The organism is Spirulina subsalsa PCC 9445 (assembly GCF_000314005.1).
Classification (GTDB): Bacteria; Cyanobacteriota; Cyanobacteriia; order Cyanobacteriales; family Spirulinaceae; genus Spirulina_A; species Spirulina_A subsalsa.
Genome location: NZ_JH980292.1, coordinates 1,220,904 through 1,241,231 on the forward strand (window position 1 = coordinate 1,220,904; position 20,328 = coordinate 1,241,231).

Here is a 20,328-nt window from a genome sequence, read left to right on the forward strand (position 1 = left end):
CGACTATCCCTCTCTCCCAACTCTAAACTCACGCTTATCCTCACAGGGGAATAGATCAACCGCTTTCTAATGTCTTGAGAGGATCAAACCGTCTTCAGTATCCCAATCCAAGGCCTAATCCTCTAGGCCGCTTTCAAATCTATCAGGAATCGGGCATACAATGAGGAAGATAGAAGCAAAAGGGGAAGTTATGGAGCAAACCAAAACCATGACGATTAAACGCCGGAAAGCATTGTTGATGCTAGGCGAGTTGAATAATGATGATCTCGATTGGATGCTGAGGACGGGGAAAAAGGAAACCATTGCACCCGGACAGATTTTAATTCATGAGGGGCAGCCCTCTATGGCGATTTATATTGTTCTTGATGGGGAGTTTAATATTTTGTTGGGGAATCGCCCTCTGGCTAAAATCGGTACAGGGGAGTTAATAGGGGAGGTTTCGTTTCTCGATCAACAGGTTCCGGTGGCAACGGTACAAGCGGCTACGGAATCGGTGATTCTCTCAATTCCTCGCTGGCATTTGGTGCTACAACTACAAAAAAGCATCGGTTTTGCGGCACGTTTTTACCGAGGTTTGGCCTTGTGTCTCTCGGATCGGATGCGCGGCACGATCAAGCGTTTGGGCTATGGTATTGATGTAGCACAACTCTATGAGGAGCATGAGTCCTTTGATGAGACGGAAGTTGAACGTTTGGAGTTAGCCCAAGCTAAGTTCAATTGGTTATTGCAATACCAAGACTAGAACTTATGAATTCATCAGGGAAGCAGGGGGCGTTCATCGGAACGCCCCCATTGCATTTTAGATAGGGAGTCGGGAATCGAGAAAAGGCAATAGTCAAGACTTTCGGCTATTCACTACCCACTATTCCCCCTCTCCCCTAATCCCCTGCTCCCCTGCTCCCCTCCCCTGTTCCTTCCCATTCCCTGTTCCCTAGTTAAAGATAAGCGTCAAGGGCTTCTGCGACTAATTGGGTCATGGATTTATTCTGCTGTTGAGCGGCGACTTTGAGCTTTTCGTAGACTTCATCATGAACACCAATCCGATAACGGATTTTGCGGCCTTTACGGGCTGTTTTGGCGGATTCTTGGTATTGGGCGGAGAATTGACGGAGGGCATCAAAACCAACGCGATCGCAAAATTCCCCAAAACTCTCCCCAGTTTGCCGCTCCTGCTTGAAATACACAAACAATGGTTCAAGGAAGATTTCCAGATCCCGAATGGGCAAACGGTCAATATAGGGGCGAGCGAGTTTGGTTTGATGGGGTGTTCCCCCTAACCAGATTTGATAACTTTCCGGCGCACTCCCCACAAAGCCCAATTCTGCCATATAGGGACGGGCGCACCCGTTAGGACATCCGGTCATGCGAATGATGATTTTTTCGTCTCCTAATCCCACTTGATTGAGTACCCCTTGAATCCGGTCGAGAATGCCCGGAATCGCCCGTTCCGATTCAGTAATGGCTAAACCACAGGTGGGGAGGGCTGGGCAGGCCATCGCATAACGAGTCAGGGTGGGGATTTTTTGAGGATCGGTAACAACACCATACTGGTCAAAAATCGCCTGAATTGTGTCCTTAAATCCGGGGTCAATTTCGTAGAGGATCAGGTTATGGTTCGGGGTGAGACGCATGGGCAGATGAAACTGCTGGATGATGGCGTGTAGGGCGGTTTTGAGTTTAAAATCTCCCTCGTCTTTCACCCGACCATTATCAATAGAAAGGCCTAAAAATAGTTTGCCGTCTCCTTGGTCGTGCCAGCCTAAATAATCCTCGTATTGCCAAGGGGGGAGGGACTTAAAGGGTTCAATGGGACGACCAAAATATTTTTCTACCATGCTGCGGAATTTGTCCACCCCCCAATCATGGATCAGGTATTTCATCCGGGAATGACGACGATTGACGCGATCGCCATAATCCCGTTGTGTGGCCACAATCGCTTTCATGAAGTCATAAATATCCTCCTTCGCCACATAGCCAATTTCATCCGCTTGACGGGCAAAGGTTTCCTCTTTATTATGAGTCCGTCCTAAACCCCCCCCAGCATAAACATTAAACCCCTCTAACTCCCCCTGTGTATTCGTCATCACCACTAAACACACATCTTGGGTGTAGAGATCCACCGAGTTATCCCCCGGCACCGTCACACAGCACTTAAACTTACGGGGCATATATTGAGTCCCATAAATGGGTTCTTCCCCCTCATGGAAAATAGTCCCGTTGCCGTTGCGTTGGCGGGCAGCCTTCACTTCTGGGGCTTCTTCAGCACTGATCACCTTTTCCCCATCCAGCCAAATTTCATAATAGGCTCCCGTTTGGGGAGTTAATAAATCGGCGATGCGGTCGGCATAATCCCAAGCATAACGATAGTCTGGGCGGTTCTTATAGGGGGCTGGGGGAGCCATCACATTCCGGTTCAAGTCCCCACAAGCGCCCAAAGTAGACCCCATACTTTTGACGATGGAACTAATCACCGTTTTTAAGTTTTTCTTTAGAATGCCGTGTATCTGAAAGCCTTGGCGGGTTGTAGTGCGTAGGGTATGGTTACCGTATTCATTGGAAAGACGGTCTAGGGTTAAATAGAGTTCAGGAGGAATAAAACCGCCGGGGCTGCGGGTGCGCAACATCATTTGATAGTCTTTTTCCTGCCCTTTTACCCGATTATCTCGGTTGTCTTGTTGGTAAGACCCATGAAATTTAAGAATTTGTACGGCCGTTTCACTGAAGTGGGTGGTATCTTCCAACAGTTCTGTTGCAACAGGTTCACGGAGATAGTGGCTCCGTTCTTTGATGCCTTCGAGTTTGGAGCGTTTTCCGGTAGATTGAGGGGTGGGAGTTTGAACCATAGGAAGTTAATGGGTTGAAATAAACTTTCACTTGAGCTTCGGTTGATTGCTCTATCCGCCGTAAATCCAGTAAATCGGCTCTCCGGAAACAGGTATATCCGGTAACTCGGTAGGGATTACGGGAATTCTTATTATACCAAGTCCGTCTATTTGCGATCGCAAAGAATTTTCAACACAAAGCAAAACGTTGGACAATCGCCCCATTGCCCAACGCTTGACTTGTAATTAGGGTCTGCTGAATAACACGCCTATGCTAGGCTCAACAAGGGAACAGGGAACTCTTAACAGGGAACAGATCATCTAAAACTGGCACGATTGCCTATTCCCGACTCCCGACTCCCGATTCCCCAACTCTCGGACTTATTCAGCAAGCCCTAATTAGGGCTTCCCTGAATTACTGGTATTTCCCCAATAACAACGCTAACTTTTCCTTCGTCGCCGGGGGAACCTGATCCAACGGAGTTAAAATGGCATACTTGAGCGCTGAATGAGCCTCAGACTCCGGAGGGTGAATTGCCAACGTCTTCACCACCTCCCGAATCACCTGTTGAGCATTACTAGCATTGCGATGTAAATTGTCAATAATCATCTCCACCGTGACGCTATCATGTTCTGGATGCCAGCAGTCATAATCCGTCACCAGTGCCAACGTCGCATAGGCAATTTCCGCCTCCCGCGCTAACTTGGCCTCCTGCAAATTAGTCATGCCAATAATACTCGCCCCCCAACTGCGATAGAGATTAGACTCTGCCTTGGTGGAAAACGCCGGGCCTTCCATACAAACATAAGTCCCCCCGCGATGTAGGGCCACCTCCGGCAAGCTTAACCGTTCCACCGCATCGGCGACAATGCTCACCAAACGGTAACAAACCGGATCCCCGAAGGCAATATGTGCCACAATCCCCTCCCCGAAAAAGGTAGAAATGCGGTGTTTCGTGCGGTCGATAAATTGATCGGGAACCACCATATCCAGAGGTTTAATCTCTTCTTGGAGGGATCCCACGGCTGAGGCTGAAATGAGATACTCTACCCCCAATTGTTTCATGGCGTAGATATTCGCGCGAAAGGGGAGTTCTGTGGGGGTTAAATGATGGTTTCTACCATGACGGGCTAAAAAAGCTACTGGTGTCCCTTCTAGCGTCCCCACAATGAACGCATCGGAGGGTTTACCAAAGGGGGTGTCAAGATAAACCTCTTCAACCTCTTGCAAAGCGTCCATTTTATACAGACCACTGCCGCCAACAATGCCAATTTTAATATCTTTCATTTCCTCAAGAATTCTGCTCAATGTTGTTAATATATTCCCACCAACGATTAAGGGGATAATAGACCACCGGAGCCCATAAACTGCTAAGAATCGCTGAAGAAAGGGCAATGCGTTGATGTTCTTCCCAGACTAAAGTGAGATCCCGAATTCCTTCTAAACTGTACTGGATCGCCGTCACCGTCTCTGCAATGACCGCCATCCCGAACACAATCAAGGCAATAGAAATAAAATCCTCTTGAATATAGCGTTGCTTTTGGATTTTAGCCGTCAAAACCCCTACAATGACCAAACTGAGGATATGGGAGGGATAGGTGGCAAAAATTTCATCAATGGGCATCAGATTGGGGTCAGGCATCTCGGGACCCACCAAAAAGGTGATACTGTCTAGGGCGGTCATGCCGTCTTGAATCAGACCGAGAGCGAGTCCTGCGATCGCACCTTGCCACACCGTCCGCTTAACACTCCACACCACCACCCAAATTAAAAGCCAATTGGGTCGAATGCCTAACAGTTCCGTCCCCGGTAAGCGGGCAAACACCACCATTAAACAAATCAGCACAGATCCCGTAATAATCAACCAATTACAGAGTTGGCGAATGGGGGCTGAAACCTCAAAAATCCTTGCCACAGGTCTTGTTAGTCCTCTACTTGTTGTCCTTTAGAGTTTCGGTTGAAGCTTTCCCTACCTGTGAGAGAGGTAGGGGAGTGCGTCGCTATTTCGGTTCAAAGGGTTCAACCACAACCCATTCTAAATACTGAATGGGGGTGGTTAAGCGGACAATAACTTCCGGTGCCGGACTTTTCTCTAAATCAACAGATTCCACTTGCCCAATGGGGATACCTGGAGGAAATAAATGACTCACATGGGAGGTCACGATTTTATCGCCTTTCTCCACATCTGGCACCTTCTCGAAAAACTCCATCACGGCTTCATCAGAGCTTTCCCCTCGCACAAACCCCATATAACGAGTCCGACTGACCACAGCACCCACTTTACTGGTGGGGTCACTCACTAATAAAACCCGACTGGTGTTTGGTGTCACCTTCACCACTCGACCCACTAAACCACCCGGACTGGTGACAATATAGCCTTCTTGAATGCCATCTTTGCTCCCTCGCCCCAAGGTAACTTGTTCCCACCAATGCTCAACACTACGACCAATTATTGGCGCTGTAATCACATTGGTAGGGCGCTGCTGTACATAACCCAGTTGGTTTTTCAGCAGTTGGTTTTGCTGTTCGAGTTCGTCCACTTGAGCCTGTAACTCTAGAAGACGGGCGTTAGACCGCATTTCTTCAGGACGAGGGCCTGTTTGGAAAGGTCGAACAATTTGATAGTAAAGTTCTGAAACTATGGCCCCTTGTGTCTGACGGATAAAGAGGGCAATCCCTAGAACAACCCCCGTTAAAACCAGTTGTGACCCGTAACGTTCCCACCAGCGACGCACTGTAAACATAGTCAATTGTTAATAGTTCATCGTTGGGTGTTGAGAGTTAGCCGGGTTTTGGAGTGGGGGAAAAAATGAGGGTGATGGGGTAATTCCTTCACGATTCATTTTTAGTTCCCCCTGACTAACCGTTCACTATCAACAACCCATTCATTTAGATAGTCCTGGAACGACCACTGAAGACCCGCTCCAATTGCTTGAAGTTTTCCAAGACACGCCCAGTTCCCAAAACTACACAACTGAGGGGGTCTGCCGCAACGTGGGTGACAATTCCCGTTTCATGGCTGATTAGGGTATCTAACCCTTTCAGCAGGGCACCCCCTCCCGCTAACATGATGCCTCGATCAATAATATCGGCGGCTAGTTCTGGAGGAGTGCGTTCGAGGGTTCGCTTGACGGCATCCACAATCACGGCCAGAGGTTCGGACATACTTTCGCGAACTTCAGGCGCTTTAATGGTGACGGTACGAGGTAAACCTGAGAGCAGGTGCAAGCCTCGGACTTCCATGGTGACTTCATCATCATCATGGGTGGGGTAGGCGGAACCGACTTGAATTTTAATTTCTTCGGCGGTGCGTTCCCCCACGACGAGGTTATGGACTTTTTTCATGTATTGGGTGATGGACTCGCTGAGTTCGTCCCCAGCGACCCGCACGGACTCACTTAACACGGTTCCTTGCAAACTGAGAACGGCGACTTCAGTCGTCCCTCCCCCAATGTCAATGATCATGTTCCCGGTGGGTTCAGCAACGGGCAATCCGGCTCCGATGGCGGCGGCGACGGGTTCATCAATCAGATAAACGTCCCGCGCTCCGGCTTGGGAGGCGGCTTCCATCACGGCTCGACGTTCTACCCCGGTCACGCCACTAGGAATCCCAATGACAATTCGGGGAGAAACTAAGGCTCTCCCTTCGTGAACTTGGCGAATAAAATGCTTGAGCATTAATTCGGCTGTATCAAAGTCGGCAATGACTCCATCCCGTAAAGGGCGTAAAGCAACTACGTTGCCCGGTGTCCGACCGAGCATTTTTTTGGCATCCTCGCCGACCGCGAGGGGTACTTTTAAGTCTTGGTCAATGGCAACCACTGACGGTTCTTGTAAAACAATGCCTTTTCCGGAGACATACACTAAGGTGTTCGCGGTACCGAGGTCGATACCCATATCTCGTGATAGTGAAAAGCGACTAAACAAACCCACTCGTTTCTAAGCCCCCAAAGTCTAATAATGTCGTGTTTAGCTAACTTTTAAGTTCATTTAACTGTAATCGATGTGGATTTTATTATGTTTTTCCCCATCCGTCTAGTAATCTCTCTCATTTGACTGCCTGTTCATTAGCCCATCTGAGATAATCCTCGGGCAATGCAGGGGAACAAGTCCATGAGAGTTATTCCTTCTGCCGATTTTGACACCCTTGGGCGCATTGGCTGTTCAGATTCTAGCACCAACTCTTCTTTCTGCCCCCTTGATTTTTGTACAAGGGGTTTCGGTTTCTGTTTTTCTGGGGTTTTGGGGCTGTTCCGGAGAGATTAACTGGGGGTGGCTGAAGAGAACGGGAGTCGGGTGTCGGGAGGGAGGGAGAGGGGGACTTGACAAAATGCACACAAGCTTAAATGGTCAAGAAGGGAATAGGTAAATTGTCCATAATGGGAAAAATTCTCTCAAAACTCCCGTACCTATGATCAGTCACAAATTCTCATCTTCAGCCCACCGAACCCCCCTCCTCAAACTGGTTGTAGTGGCTTTTGTCGTCTTGTTCCTCGCCAGTAGCGTCAGACACGCGCTTTTCCAGTCTACGGCCTATGATTTGGGCTGGTTTGATCAACTGGTCTATTTGATTAGTCGGGGAAAATCCCCCATTGTTTCATTTTCCGGCTATCATCTGCTGGGGGATCATGCGGCCGTTGTGTTATATCCCCTCGGCCTGTTCTATTGGATTTATCCTGATGTTCATTGGTTGTTTTTGGTGCAGGCATTGGCACTAGCTAGCAGCGCGATTCTGACCTATATTCTCGCCCAACAACGGGGATGCCCAGAACCTCAAGCCTATGCCCTTGCGGTGGTCTATTTGCTCTATCCCCTAGTTTTTAATGTCAACTTATTTGATTTTCACCCGGAAGTATTGGCAATCCCCGGCTTTTTGGGGGCAGTTTGGGCGGCTAAAAGCGAACGCACCCTACCCTACTGTTTCGCTCTCCTGCTGATTCTGAGTTGTAAAGCCGTCCTCAGTCTTCCGGTAATATTCCTCGGGATTTGGCTACTGCTTTGGGAAAAAAAGCGGATCGCTGGGAGTGTTGCGATCGCCCTTGGAACCCTCTGGTTCATCCTCACCACCCAAATCATCATCCCCCATTGGAGTGGACAAGAACCCGCCGCCATCAGTCGGTATGCTTACTTGGGCAATTCAATCCCCGAAATTCTTTTAAATCTCTTCGTTCAACCCCAACTGATCCTGCAACATCTCCTCACCTTAGACAATTTTTTTTATCTCTTCCTGTTGTTTCTCCCCCTCGCTTGGGGCATCTCCCCTCGTCATCTGGCCCCCCTGATTCCTGCCCTGCCCGTGCTACTGCTTAACGTCCTGAGTCAGTTAGAGTTACAAAAAGACCTAATTCACCAGTATTCTGTTCCCATCCTGCCCTTTCTCCTGATCTCTGTGATGGATGCCCTCGCGGGTGAAAAAACCCTCTGGCGCAAACCCCGTTGGATCATCCTTTGGGCAATCCTAACCTTTATTGCCCTCGGCAAATTTGGCTTTTTTTGGACAAAATATCTCACCCACATTGACACCTGGCAAGCATCCCGCACCGCCGTTAGCTACATTCAATCATCCGAAGCCCTGTTAACCACAACTCACTATATTCCCCACCTGAGCCACCGTTCCGAGGTTGCCCTAGCCCGTATTGGCAGCGAAACCCTAGACTTAGACCCCTTCACCTACGTTTTACTCAATCTCCGCCATCCCGGAATTGACAGCGCACCGGAAACCGTTGCCCACCTCAAGGCAAGACTCCAAGAAATTCCTGAGTTTCACCTGCAATATGAACAAGATGATGTGGTGGTCTTTGCAAAAGTAGGGAATCGGGAATCGGGAACAGGGGGTCGGGAAAATCCGGTTGTGTCCAACATTAGGGAACAGGGAACAGGGGGGTCGGGTGTCGGGAGTCGGGAATCGGGAGTTGATTAGTATTCCCTATTACCTATTCCCTATTCCCCCTCTCCCCTTGTTACTTCGAGTGTCCGGGTGTTATCATCTGAAGATCCCAGTTTTCCCACTGAAGTGATTGTCGCCGTTAACCGTGTTCACTGAGTCTTGGTTACAAGCCCTCCGACAATACCGAGTCATTGCGGTGTTACGTTCCCCGTCTTTGGAATTAGGGGTTCATCTGGCAGAAATTGCGATCGCTGCCGGGATGGGGATGATTGAAATTACTTGGAATAGTGACCAGCCCAGCTTGTTGGTTCAGCACCTACGAGCCAGTTTTCCCCACTGTTGGGTGGGGGCGGGAACTTTGTTAACTGAAGCTCACTGGCAAGAGGCGATCGCATCGGGAATTCAATTTGGCTTTTCCCCTCACTTTAACCCCCGCTTTGTCCAACAAGCCAAACGCTTGGATCTGCCTTTTATCCCCGGTGCGCTCACCCCCAGCGAAATTGTCGCCGCTTGGCAAGCCGGGGCGACCTGTGTCAAGGTTTTCCCCATTAGTGCGATGGGGGGCGTAAGCTATTTACGCGCTATCCGCCCCCCGTTGCCGGATATTCCCCTGATTCCTACCGGGGGTGTCACTCTCGACAATGCTCTGTCTTTTCTTGAAGCGGGTGCGATCGCCGTCGGTCTATCGGGTCAACTCTTTCCCCCAGACCTCATTGTTGCCGAAGCATGGGACAGTCTACAACAACGCCTGCAACTATTCCAAACCCGCCTTCTGCTGCACTCAATCCCCGGCAGCGGCCGCTAAGACCTGCAAATACTGCAAGGCCACAATATCCGGCGTAAAATGGGCCTTGAGATACCGTCGCCCAGAGCGCCCCAAGGACTTAGCCAGTTGGGGATTCGCCCTCAAATCTCGGATATACTGCGCCAAGGCCTCCCCATCCCCATTTAAAAAGGCCTGACCACATTTCGCCTCCCGTAATAAGTCCCGCAAGTAGGAATGAGGCTCACAAATGGCCGCCACCGGACGACCGGCCGCTAAAATGCCATAGAGTTTACTGGGGGCGACAATCCCCTCTAAACCCGGACTAATACTCACCAAAGACAAATCACAGGCCGTTAATGAGTAGGGTAAAACTGACTTATCTTGATAGGGCAAAAATTGACAGTTGGTTAACCCCAACGTCTCCACGCGGTTTAGACACCCCTCTAGTTTCGCCCCCTGTCCAATGAACAAAAACCGAACGGGTTCATCCTTCAAGAGTTCCGCCGCCATTAGGATGGTTTCTAAGTCATGACAGCGCCCTAAATTCCCCGAATACTGCACCACAAAACTATCCGTTAAATTGTGTTCAGCGACGAACCAATTTTTCTGTTTATCGATCGGGTGAATCAAACTGGGATCCGACCAACTGGGAATCACACTAATTTTATGTTCCAAGTTGGGGGCTTTATGGAGAATCCGTTCCTTCATGGATGAACTGAGAACAATCACCCCTTCCGACTTTTGCCAAATTTTGCGGTTAATTTTATCCCATAACCGCACGAGCCAATGATGACGGGACACTACCCCCAATTGCACCGCTACATCGGGATATAAGTCATAGAGCAGACAGATGTATTTAACTCCTAATAAACAATGGGCTAAATAGCCAATAATGGGTAAATAAGGGGGTTCTGTGGTAATCAGTAACAAGTCCTTAGATTTGGCACAGCGCAATAAATGGGCGGCTGTGCGGACACAAAACAATAACCCGTTAATGGCACGGCCACGGATGCGGAGGGGCCACAAGCGGGAGGTGCGCGATCGCTGTACCATAACTCGATGGCGCTGTTCCTCCTTCGGAGCCGAGTTTTTCTCGAACGCATACCCCGGTTGTCCGGTAAAGATCCGGATATTCAGACCTAACTCAGACAATTTCTCGACCAATTCCGCAATTAACTGTCCTGTCGCCGCATAATCTGGGGGGTAGAACTGACTGATGATCAGTAATCTTTTATGAGGCGGGAAGAGCGCGGAAACTTTGCCATGATCCTCGACGGGATGTGTAGAAGGCAGCAAAGCTAATTGTGGTAGATGTGGATTGGTTTGATCTAGCATTCCCAAATTTACATAGTAACGATATAAGTTGATGACCAAATTTGATGGGATTAGCGATTATCTCTTAATTATGTTGGTCAGATTCCCCTCTTGATTTTTTACCATTCAATAGTCAGAAACTGGGGAAAAAATTATAACTAACTGTAATGCTTCTTGAACACCTCACATCCTTTACCTAGTAGTTTAAATCGAACAGTTGAAACGATTTAGACATCAGAGAACTAATCGCCCTACACCAAGTTTTGACGTTTTTTCTCTTCCCAATTCTAATTCAAATTTCCCCCAGGTCAATTAAATGAACCCCAAAATTATAATTCGATACATTTGGTTTAGATGGCATCTAGCCAATGTAACAAACTCCCTTAATCTCTTGACGTTAGGTCATTTTTTGCTGAAAATGACGGGGGGGACGTGGTTTATTGGGCAGGGATCAAGAGAACTCCATCAACTCAAGATTCTGAAAAGGACTAGAGCAAGTTGATATCCATAGCCCGTGCGTGATTCATAGCTCCTGATCCATAGCTCCTGATCCATAGCTCCTGATCCATAACTGTTCACCCGGCAAGAGAAGCCTTAAGTTAAGAGAAGTGATCATCAGTAATAGTCATTAATTAGAAATCATGAGTCCATAGGGTAACATACTTTTTGATTCCGAGAAAATACTGAATCCGCCCCAATGGATATTCAAGAGGGTAACACAATTTTGACAGGAGAGAACAAACACAATTGGCTGAAAAATATATTTATCTCTAGGAGAAAAGAAAAGAAGTCCTTAAAATTGTAACTGTATCAAGCTGTAAATTTGGCTAAAGGCTCGGGTGAAGACAGAGACTTCTTCCGTATATTTAACGAGAAAACCAGAACAGGAGAGTAGTCCTCTTCGGTCACTCCGAGGGATTTTAACGAATTTTCGCTATCACAGCCAAGGAGAGAATCAGGGTTTGAACCTGATCTGACAGAAGAGGATTAATTTGGTATAACTGGGACAATTTAGGCTTGTGTGCATATAGCGTTTAATCAATCCGATCCAGAAGGATTGCAAGCTTCTTAAGTTCAGTCCATCATTAAGGCCTAGCGATAATCCGGTTCAATAGTCTACAGTAGAGAATAAGACTAGAGTATAAGTTTTTACCTAAACAGTCGGGAGATTGGAAGCCCCGCATTTTTAGACCAAGTAGGTTTAGCCTTGATATCGGGTGTGTCAGAAATCAAATCTTAACTGTGCATTTCTGAGAAGTGGCACTCAGATGACCTCCTAACGCCTGGGGGCGTTTATCAACCCATGAATTCTGGCAACTACCACAGGGAAATTACAAGAATTCTCCTCCCTTGGGGCATCGCAACGACTCATTTTTTGGGGGTTGAAGTCGTATTTGCCCAAGGGGTAGTTCCCGCAATGGACGGGACTCAAACCCAAGTAGTGCAGGAAGGACAACAATTTCTGATTCACGGAGGGGCGCTTTCTGGGGACGGGAGCAACTTATTCCATAGTTTTGAGCAATTTGGTCTAAATCGAGAACAAGCGGCTCAATTCCTCACCTCCGAGGGCATTCAGAACGTTTTAGGGCGGGTAGTGGGAGGAAATCCCTCCCTGATTAACGGCCTAATCGAAGTCACGGGGAGTCAGGCGAACTTATACCTCATGAATCCGGCCGGGATTATTTTTGGCCCCGATGCCCGCTTAAATGTACCGGGGGACTTTTTCGCCACCACCGCCACCGGGATTGGATTTGAGGATGACGCTTGGTTTAACGCCATCGGGAGCAATGATTATCAGGCTTTAGTGGGAACTCCCTCCGTCTTTGCCTTTGATACCCCCCAACCTGCCCCCATTATTAACGCGGGGGATTTAGCCGTCAAGAACGGGCAGCAATTAACCCTGATGGGGGGAACCGTGATGAATCAGGGGCGCTTAGAAGCACCGAGGGGGCGGGTGAATGTGGCCGCGGTTCCCGGAAGTCGCTTGATTCGCCTTTCCCTGCCCGGTCATTTGTTAAGTTTGGAAGTGGAACCCCCTCGGGATGCAGAGGGGCATATTTTGCCCTTTTCTCCCCTAGATTTGCCCAGTTTACTCACCACTCCGGCCGTGCAGGAGATGGTTACAGTATCGGAAGAGGGGGTAAACACCGGGGAGGTGTTTGTTTCTGGGTCGATTCAAGGGGACGCCGTGACATTCGGGGCCGTGAGTCGGGTGGTGGTATTGCCGGAGGCTGAAGTCCGCACGGGAAGGGGAGACGTGAGCGCCCCCACCGTAACCATTTTTCCCCAGAGTCCAGAAGATCCCAAATCCTTCACCTTTTTAGATGCGACGGTGACGGACTATGAAACCCTACTCTATAACGGAAAACCGGGCAATACTACAGTAGTAGTGACACCCCAAGAGGATGGCATGGCCAAGATTACCGACACCTTGGCGGAAGTGTCTGGGGTGGATGAACTCCATATCCTCGCCGAGGGGAATGAGGGCTATTTTTGGTTAGGTCATGCCTATGTCACCCATGAGAATATTGAGCAATACCGTTCCCAGTTAGCCACCTGGTCTAAGTCCCTCTCACCAGATGCCCAGATTCTGCTCTATAGTTGCTTTACAGGCTTAGGATTAGCGGGGGATTTGTTATTGGGGGTATTGGCGCAAGAAACCGGAGCCAGTGTCGCCGCCTCTACTACGGCCGTCGGGAACGCTGAGTTAGGGGGGAATTGGACTTTAGAAAAACAAATCGGCACCATTACCGCCCAACTGCCCTTTAATCCCGCCCTAACGGTGGATTATCGGGGAAAACTAGAAGTCTTGACGGCCAGTAATGTGGCGGAACTCATTACCGCGATTAATACCGCCAACAGCAATGGTCAAGATACCACTATCAACCTAACTCCGAACACCACTTTTTCCCTAGCACTGGTTGATAATTTCAGTCTATTTGATGGAGCCAACGGTTTACCTAGGATTCAAAACAACGGCAGTTTAACCATTCAAGGCTTTAACTCCATCATTGAACGCAACTCCCTGCTCGATTTCCGCCTGTTTTATGTGGATACGGGCGCTAATTTAACCCTCAATAACCTAACTTTGCGCAATGGAGCCGCCACAGGACTCCTCAATGCAGGCTCCGGGGGGGCAATTATCAACTATGGCACCCTGACTGTTAATAACAGCACATTGACGAACAATCTGGCTCTGAATCAAGGGGGAGCGATTTTCAATAATGGCGGTAATTTGACCATTAATAACAGCACCCTTGATAACAACACCAGTGTAGTGGCGGGGGGAGCAATTTTTAACACGACTCAAACCGTTACCGCCACCAACACGACGATTAGTAACAATACCAGCGCCGATGGGGGCGGGCTGTTGAATAATGGGGGGAATGTCTCCTTAACCCATAGCACCATCACTCAAAACCGCTCGACGGATTTATTGGGACTCGGTTCCGGGGGTCTGACCAATAATATCGGCACAACGACCCTGCGCAATAGTATTGTGGCGGAGAATGTTAACAATCTCAACGCGGCTCGGTCTGATGTGGTGGGTCTCTTTAACGATGGGGGAAATAACCTGATTGGGATTAGTAATGGGACGAATGGCTTTACGGTGAGTCCTTTGGTGGGAACTCCGGCCACTCCCTTAAGTCCCCAACTCAAGCCCCTCGGCAATTATGGCGGCACGACGCGGACTCATGTTCCCTTACCCACCAGTCCGGTGATTCAGGCCGGGGCTAATGTGGGAGTGGCTACAGACCAACGGGGGAATAATCGCGGGGTGCCGGATATTGGGGCAGTGGAGGTTACGGCGGATTTAGCGGTGTCTAAGACGGTGAGTAATCCCACCCCCCAGCCTAACGATACTGTGACCTTTACGGTGACATTAACCCACAATGGGGGCGATGATGTGGGTGGGGTGACATTAACCAGCTTGTTACTGCCGGATTTAGAGTTTCTCAGTGCGACTCCTTCACTGGGGGCTTATAATCCGGTGACGGGACTTTGGACGGTGGGAACTCTTGTTCCGGGTGGTAGTGCGACGCTTACTATCACCAGTCGTCTCAATCCTAACTTTGTGGGAACGACTTTGAGCCAAACGTCTGATAATTTAATGCTATTGGGGGAAGATCCCAATTTAGGGAACAATCAGGCCACTGTTGCGCTCACAATTCCTCAACCTCCCCCTCCTCCTCCTCCTCCTGCTCCGACAGAACCTCCCTCTCTTCCCATTCTTCCCCCGGCAGAACTTCCCCCTCCTTCGCCGGATTTATCGGTGTATCTGCCTGTTCTATCTCCTGTGATGCTGTCTGTGGAGTCTCCCGTGAACACGGAAACTGATGATCTAGTTGACGTTAATCGGGGGGAAGCGATTCGCCGCTTAGTTAGTGGTCCTCCTTGGGATTCCTTGCGTCGAATGCCTCTATCTCTGATGTCTGAGTTGGTGCAGCATCTCGAAGAGCGTTCAAGTTCGGCTTTTTTGAACTATTTTGGGGATGTGGATGTTCCTCAGCGTCCGGTGACACTCTATGAGATGCAACGGAGTTTGACCCAAATTGATAATTTGACGGGGGTTAAACCTGCTTTAATTTACGCTTTTTTCCAGTCTACGGAAGAACCGGAAGAGTCAACGATTCTCTGGCAGTTCAATGATTTGGCGTTTAATGCGAATCGGGAACAGTTTATTACTCCGATGACGAATCCGCGACCGACTGATGAGTTGGAGTTGGTGTTAGTGACTCAAAGTGGGGATATTGTGCGTCGTCGGGTACCGGGGGCGACGAGGGAACGGGTGTTAGGGATGGTGCAACAATTGCAGCGTCGGGTGACAACTCCCCTACGGGGGGAGGCGGTGTTCCCTCCGGCACAACAACTGTATGATTGGTTAATTCGTCCGCTTAAGGGGGATTTAGAGGAGCGACAGATTGAGAATTTATCGTTTATTGTGGATGCGGGTCTGCGGTCTTTACCGTTTGCGGCGCTCCATGATGGCGATCGCTTTATCATTGAAGAATACAGTGTGGGGCTAATGCCTAGCTTCTTTCTGACCGATACCCGTTATCGCAGTATCCGCAACGCCAGCATCTTAGCAATGGGAGCCGCCGAGTTTGATAATAAGGCTAATTTACCCGGTGTTCCCCTAGAATTAGCCACCATTGCCCAACAACTCCCCCGGGGTGATGTTTACTTAAACGAACAGTTCACCCTCGCTCAGTTTAAGTTAGCTCGCAGTCGTCAACCTTATCAAATCCTCCACCTCGCGACTCACGGGGACTTTCAGCCCGGTTTACCCCAAAATTCCTATATTCAATTTTGGGATGAATTAATTACGTTAGATCGGATTCGGGAATTACAATTAAATCACCCTCCTGTGGAGTTGTTGGTGTTGAGTTCTTGTCGCACGGCTTTGGGGGATGAAGGGGCAGAATTAGGTTTTGCAGGTTTAGCGGCTTTGTCTGGGGTGCGGTCAGCATTGGGGAGTTTATGGTATGTCAGTGATGGTGGCACCTTAGCACTCATGACCCAATTTTACAGCACCCTAAGAAGCGCACGGATTAAAGCGGAAGCATTACGGGCGAGTCAACTCAGTTTGTTGCGGGGTGAGGTGCGTTTTGAGAATGGGGCGCTGGTGACACCCCACGGCCGTTATGCGTTGCCGCCAGAGTTGAAACAAATGGGGGCACGGACGTTTACCCATCCTTACTATTGGAGTTCTTTTACATTTATTGGGAATCCTTGGTAAATAGGGGAGAGGGGGAGCAGGGGAGTTGATAATTATTACCTATTACCTATTCCCTATTCCCTATCACCTATTCCCTATTCCCTATTCCCCAACTCTCGGACTTATTCAGTAGACCCTAAGTATTAGGCTCAAGCAAGACTTAATTCAGCGCGAACAATCAAATCGTTGAAATCGCGATCGCCACCAAAGGGCAGATCCTCAAACCCGAACACATTGCCGCCCAATAACTTGATGTGATCCACCCCGTCTGAATTGGCCGCACCATAGATAAAGTAAGCCTGAGCATCTAAACCCACCGCATTATCAGGATTGAGACTCAAGAAATTATCTGGCGTGCTATTGACAAAGATCACCGGAGCATACAACGCACCACCGCCTAACACCGCATTCGTCCGTCCAATCCCTTCATTTTCAATTCTCAAATCTACTCCGACGCGATTCTGTAACACAGCCTGCACATATCCGGCTTGACCCGGCAGAAGGCCATTAACCGCCCCCTGTTCATTATCAATGCGGTACAGTGTCACCGTATTATTAAACGCCGCCTCACGGAACACCGTAAAGTTAGCTGTCACCGGCCCAGATACATTGCGCAAATCAATCAACTCCAGACCATCCCGTTGGAGATTTTGACCCAATCCTAAGCGAGCAACAGGCGGCACATTTAACTGTTCCACCGTTAAGCCCAAATTCCTCACCACTCCCGCAGAATCCGTTACTGTCAGGGCGAAACGATTGGGCGAGGTTTCCCGGACTTGTAACTGAGGACTATCAAAGGCAATGGTTCGACCATCTTCAAACTGGATATTAAAGGCAAACCGTTCCCCAGCTTCCAAACCCCCCAACAAGAACCCTTGCTTATTAACCATAAAGCCATTGGGATAAAAAGCTTGGGGTAAGAAGGAGAACAGAGGCGTTGAACCTGTAACCTGACCTGTGGCATTAAAACGGGTAATCCCCACCGCCGCAAAACCGTTGATGTTCCCCCCTGTCAGGGACACCGACAAACCATTCCCTGCCCGTTCTCCAAAGGCGAAGAAGCGCCCGGTTGCATTGAAAGAAAGTGTCCCCAAAATAGGAGTCGGAGGTTGAGGGGGTTGGGGTCCAGGAGGAACAGGGGGTTGGGGCGGTTGGGGGGGTTGAGGCCCGGGATCAACGGCTTGCACCGTACTCCGCACGGCGAAATCAAAGGGGCCTGACACTGTAGGATCATTGGTGGTGAACTGAATCGCCCCATCGAAGACATTGGGCGTTGCTGTATTCACGGACACCCCGAAGGTGGTTGAACTATTGGGTGCAATGGTTCGGTTGTAACTAGCGGTATCCAAAACAAAGGCTGGATTCGTTGCCACCAAATCCCCTAACAGCAGATTCCCCTGGCCTCGGTTTTCAATGCGGAAGGTTGTCGTCGCGCTAGGAGTCCCGACTGGGAATAAGCCTAAATCAATGGGTAAGGTGGTGCCGTCGGTGATTTGCCGCAGGACGTTGTTATTGGCATCCAGTTGACTGACCACAATTTGCGGCGGTTGTTGCACTACCCCACGCACCGCAAAGTTAAAGGGTTGGCTAATGGTGGGGTCTGTATCGGTGGTAAAACGAACTTCACTGTTAAAGGTCCCCTCAACCGCTGTATTTAAACTCACTCTAAAGGTGGTTGCTGCCCCGGCGGCTAAATTATTTTGGAATCCGGCCCCATCTAAAGAAATTCCCGTGACATTGGAAAGGGTGGGATTGCCTAGGGTTTGGGTTTGACCACTGGTGTTTTCAATGCGGAAGGTGGTGGGTTGGGGGGTGCCGTTAATTAAAACGGTGCCTAGGTCAATGGGGGGGGTGGTTGTGCCATCGGCAATGGTTTGTACCACCTGACCTGTTGCGTCGAGTTGGGAAACTACTAAACCCCGATTCACCGTTCTGGCGACATTGAGGTTAAACACCCCATCATCACTAATATTGCTGGCGTTGGAGTTAAATTGCAGGTCTATTGTTCCTGACCCAACGGTGTTGGTGTTGGGGGTAATCGTGAAGGTGGTGGTTTGACCGGGAGCTAGGGTGGTCTGGGCGGGAGGGGTGAGGGTTAACTGGGCGTTGTTGGTGATGAAGTTGGAGAAGGTGAGGTCTTGTTCCCCAGTATTGGCAATGGTGAAGGTGGTGGCTTGGGCGGGTCTACCCACGGGGAAAATGCCTAAATTGGCGGTGCCACCATCACTAATGGCTCCGGTCACACCTTCTTGAGTGAGGCGGATGATGGGGTTATTGGTTGGCTCAATGGTGATGGCGTTGGGGGTGGTTTCTACGTTACTGGGTTGCCCGGTGGTGGAGTTGGTGTTCCCACTAATCTCTACATCAGGACCGAGAATCACCGTTGTCCCGGAATCGTCAGGGGCGCGCCCTTCTGTGACGTTGGCAATACCTGCTCCTCGGGCGGCGGTGTTATTCGCAATGACGGTGTTCCCGTCAATCGTCAGTTGCCCACCATTGACATTACGAATCCCCCCTCCAGATCCCGCACCACTGACGTTTCCGGTGATGGTACTGTTGGTAATGGTCATCACGGCACCTAATGCGCCGTTTTCTTTGTTGCCGTCGTTATCAATCCCGCCGCCCCCATCGGTAATATCTACACTCCCCGCAATGGGTGAGGCGGTGGCGGTGTTGTTGGTGATGGTGCTGTTATTAATGACGGCGACGGCTTGACGGTTGCCTGTCCCAACGTTAGTTAGGCCTCCCCCGTCGTCTCCGGCGGTGTTGTTGGTGACGGTGACACCATTGAGGGTAATATTCCCCCCGACGTTGTGAATCCCGCCGCCGTCGTTGGGAACAACTCCTCCTCTTACGGTCAGATTATTTAGGGTGAGGTCGCCGATGTTGTTGGTCAGAAGGCTTCCGGGACCCCCTACGAGGAAAATACGGAATAGCTCCTCTGAACCGGGATCTCGTTGGAGGGTGGATCCGTTCCCGTTGATAATGATGGGGGAGGTGATCACCGGGAGGGCGGTGGCTCCGTAGTTGATGAAAGGAACTTGGGGGTTGGGGTAGGGGGTGGTAAAGTTAAAGGTGGTGTTGGGGGCAAGATTCAGGGTGTCAACGGTTCCTGGGGTGTTGTTGGCGGCTTCAATGGCGGCGATCAGTTGGGAGACTGTTGAGATTAATACACCCGGATAAGTCGCTTGGGTTTCTGGGGTCAGGGCGAGGGGTGAGGTGATGGCTCCGGTGTGATAGCCTAGGTTCCAAGTGCCTTGGAGTTGGGTGTTTCCGGTGAGATCGAAGGAGGCGGCGATCGCACAACCCACAATTTCGCTGAGTTCCTTGACAAATGCCCGCCCTTGTGCGTCCCGAGCGATTTGACAACCATATAAGAGAATTTCTGAGCAGAAACCCCGCCATTCTTGCAGTTGTGAGCGATAATCAACCAGATTTTCTGAGGTGATTAATGTATTGCCTAAATATAACCGCCCGGGTGCGCCGTGGGTGATCAGGTGGAGACTGTGAATCCGGGGGTTTTGTTGGAGATAATCGCGAATCTGGGCGATCGCATCTTGAGTTAAATCGAGAACCAAAACCGACGCTCCCCCCCACACCCCTGACACCAGCCGGGATGAATCGGCTACTCCGGGGTCAATCACAACCAACATATCCTGACCCAGTGAACCATTGGGGAGTTGGTGATCATGTTGGTGATCATTCAGTGGGACAAGGTTAGTCGGACGGTTTTGGTTTATGCACTCAATCGTTTTCATGATCCGTCACTCCATCAATAAGACGTGGTTAAATCCATGATTCCCAAATCGCTGTCACTAG

The 20,328-nt window shown here is 49.7% G+C and carries 11 protein-coding genes; 4 read left to right on the plus strand and 7 right to left on the minus strand.

Annotated elements, in window-relative coordinates; genetic code table 11:
- The first annotated feature begins 190 nt into the window (after positions 1-190).
- Positions 191-742 carry a cyclic nucleotide-binding domain-containing protein gene (locus SPI9445_RS0105790; protein ID WP_017303790.1) on the plus strand — a complete coding sequence of 184 codons (552 nt, stop codon included), beginning with the start codon at positions 191-193 and terminating at the stop codon, positions 740-742.
- 193 nt (positions 743-935) lie between these two features.
- Here SPI9445_RS0105790 and sir read toward each other — a convergent pair whose 3' ends face one another.
- From sir to SPI9445_RS0105815, 5 genes are all read right to left on the minus strand, one after another.
- Positions 936-2,843 (minus strand): sulfite reductase, ferredoxin dependent, encoded by a 1,908-nt coding sequence (sir, locus tag SPI9445_RS0105795; RefSeq protein WP_017303791.1) that lies wholly within the window; start codon positions 2,841-2,843, stop codon positions 936-938.
- Between the two features lie 394 nt (positions 2,844-3,237).
- The gene (locus tag SPI9445_RS0105800; protein ID WP_017303792.1) at positions 3,238-4,110 is read right to left on the minus strand and encodes an S-methyl-5'-thioadenosine phosphorylase; all 873 of its coding nucleotides are present in this window, start codon (positions 4,108-4,110) and stop codon (positions 3,238-3,240) included.
- A 4-nt stretch (positions 4,111-4,114) separates the two neighbouring features.
- Positions 4,115-4,738 (minus strand): rod shape-determining protein MreD, encoded by a 624-nt coding sequence (mreD, locus tag SPI9445_RS0105805; protein WP_017303793.1) that lies wholly within the window; start codon positions 4,736-4,738, stop codon positions 4,115-4,117.
- Positions 4,739-4,823: 85 nt separating this feature from the next.
- Positions 4,824-5,567, minus strand: coding sequence for a rod shape-determining protein MreC (gene mreC, locus SPI9445_RS0105810; protein ID WP_017303794.1), 744 nt, complete (start codon positions 5,565-5,567; stop codon positions 4,824-4,826).
- Positions 5,568-5,712: 145 nt separating this feature from the next.
- Positions 5,713-6,720: a rod shape-determining protein gene (locus tag SPI9445_RS0105815; RefSeq protein ID WP_017303795.1), complete on the minus strand. Its 1,008-nt coding sequence runs from the start codon at positions 6,718-6,720 to the stop codon at positions 5,713-5,715.
- A gap of 514 nt (positions 6,721-7,234) precedes the next feature.
- On the opposite strand from SPI9445_RS0105815, the gene SPI9445_RS0105820 reads away from it, so the two are divergent.
- Complete coding sequence (locus SPI9445_RS0105820; RefSeq protein ID WP_017303796.1) at positions 7,235-8,743, plus strand: DUF2079 domain-containing protein; 1,509 nt, start codon at positions 7,235-7,237, stop codon at positions 8,741-8,743.
- A gap of 112 nt (positions 8,744-8,855) precedes the next feature.
- Entirely contained in the window at positions 8,856-9,515 is a 660-nt protein-coding gene (locus tag SPI9445_RS0105825) for a bifunctional 4-hydroxy-2-oxoglutarate aldolase/2-dehydro-3-deoxy-phosphogluconate aldolase (RefSeq protein ID WP_017303797.1), read from the plus strand.
- Here SPI9445_RS0105825 and SPI9445_RS0105830 read toward each other — a convergent pair.
- Positions 9,492-10,811: a glycosyltransferase family 4 protein gene (locus tag SPI9445_RS0105830; RefSeq protein ID WP_017303798.1), complete on the minus strand. Its 1,320-nt coding sequence runs from the start codon at positions 10,809-10,811 to the stop codon at positions 9,492-9,494. The genes SPI9445_RS0105825 and SPI9445_RS0105830 overlap by 24 nt on opposite strands.
- Positions 10,812-12,093: 1,282 nt before the next feature.
- On the opposite strand from SPI9445_RS0105830, the gene SPI9445_RS27370 reads away from it, so the two are divergent.
- On the plus strand, positions 12,094-16,530 hold the full coding sequence (locus tag SPI9445_RS27370) for a CHAT domain-containing protein (RefSeq protein WP_017303799.1): 4,437 nt from the start codon (positions 12,094-12,096) through the stop codon (positions 16,528-16,530).
- Positions 16,531-16,658: 128 nt separating this feature from the next.
- Here SPI9445_RS27370 and SPI9445_RS0105845 read toward each other — a convergent pair whose 3' ends face one another.
- Positions 16,659-20,267, minus strand: a complete 3,609-nt coding sequence (locus SPI9445_RS0105845; RefSeq protein ID WP_017303800.1) for a DUF4347 domain-containing protein — start codon at positions 20,265-20,267, stop codon at positions 16,659-16,661.
- Positions 20,268-20,328: the final 61 nt, after the last annotated feature.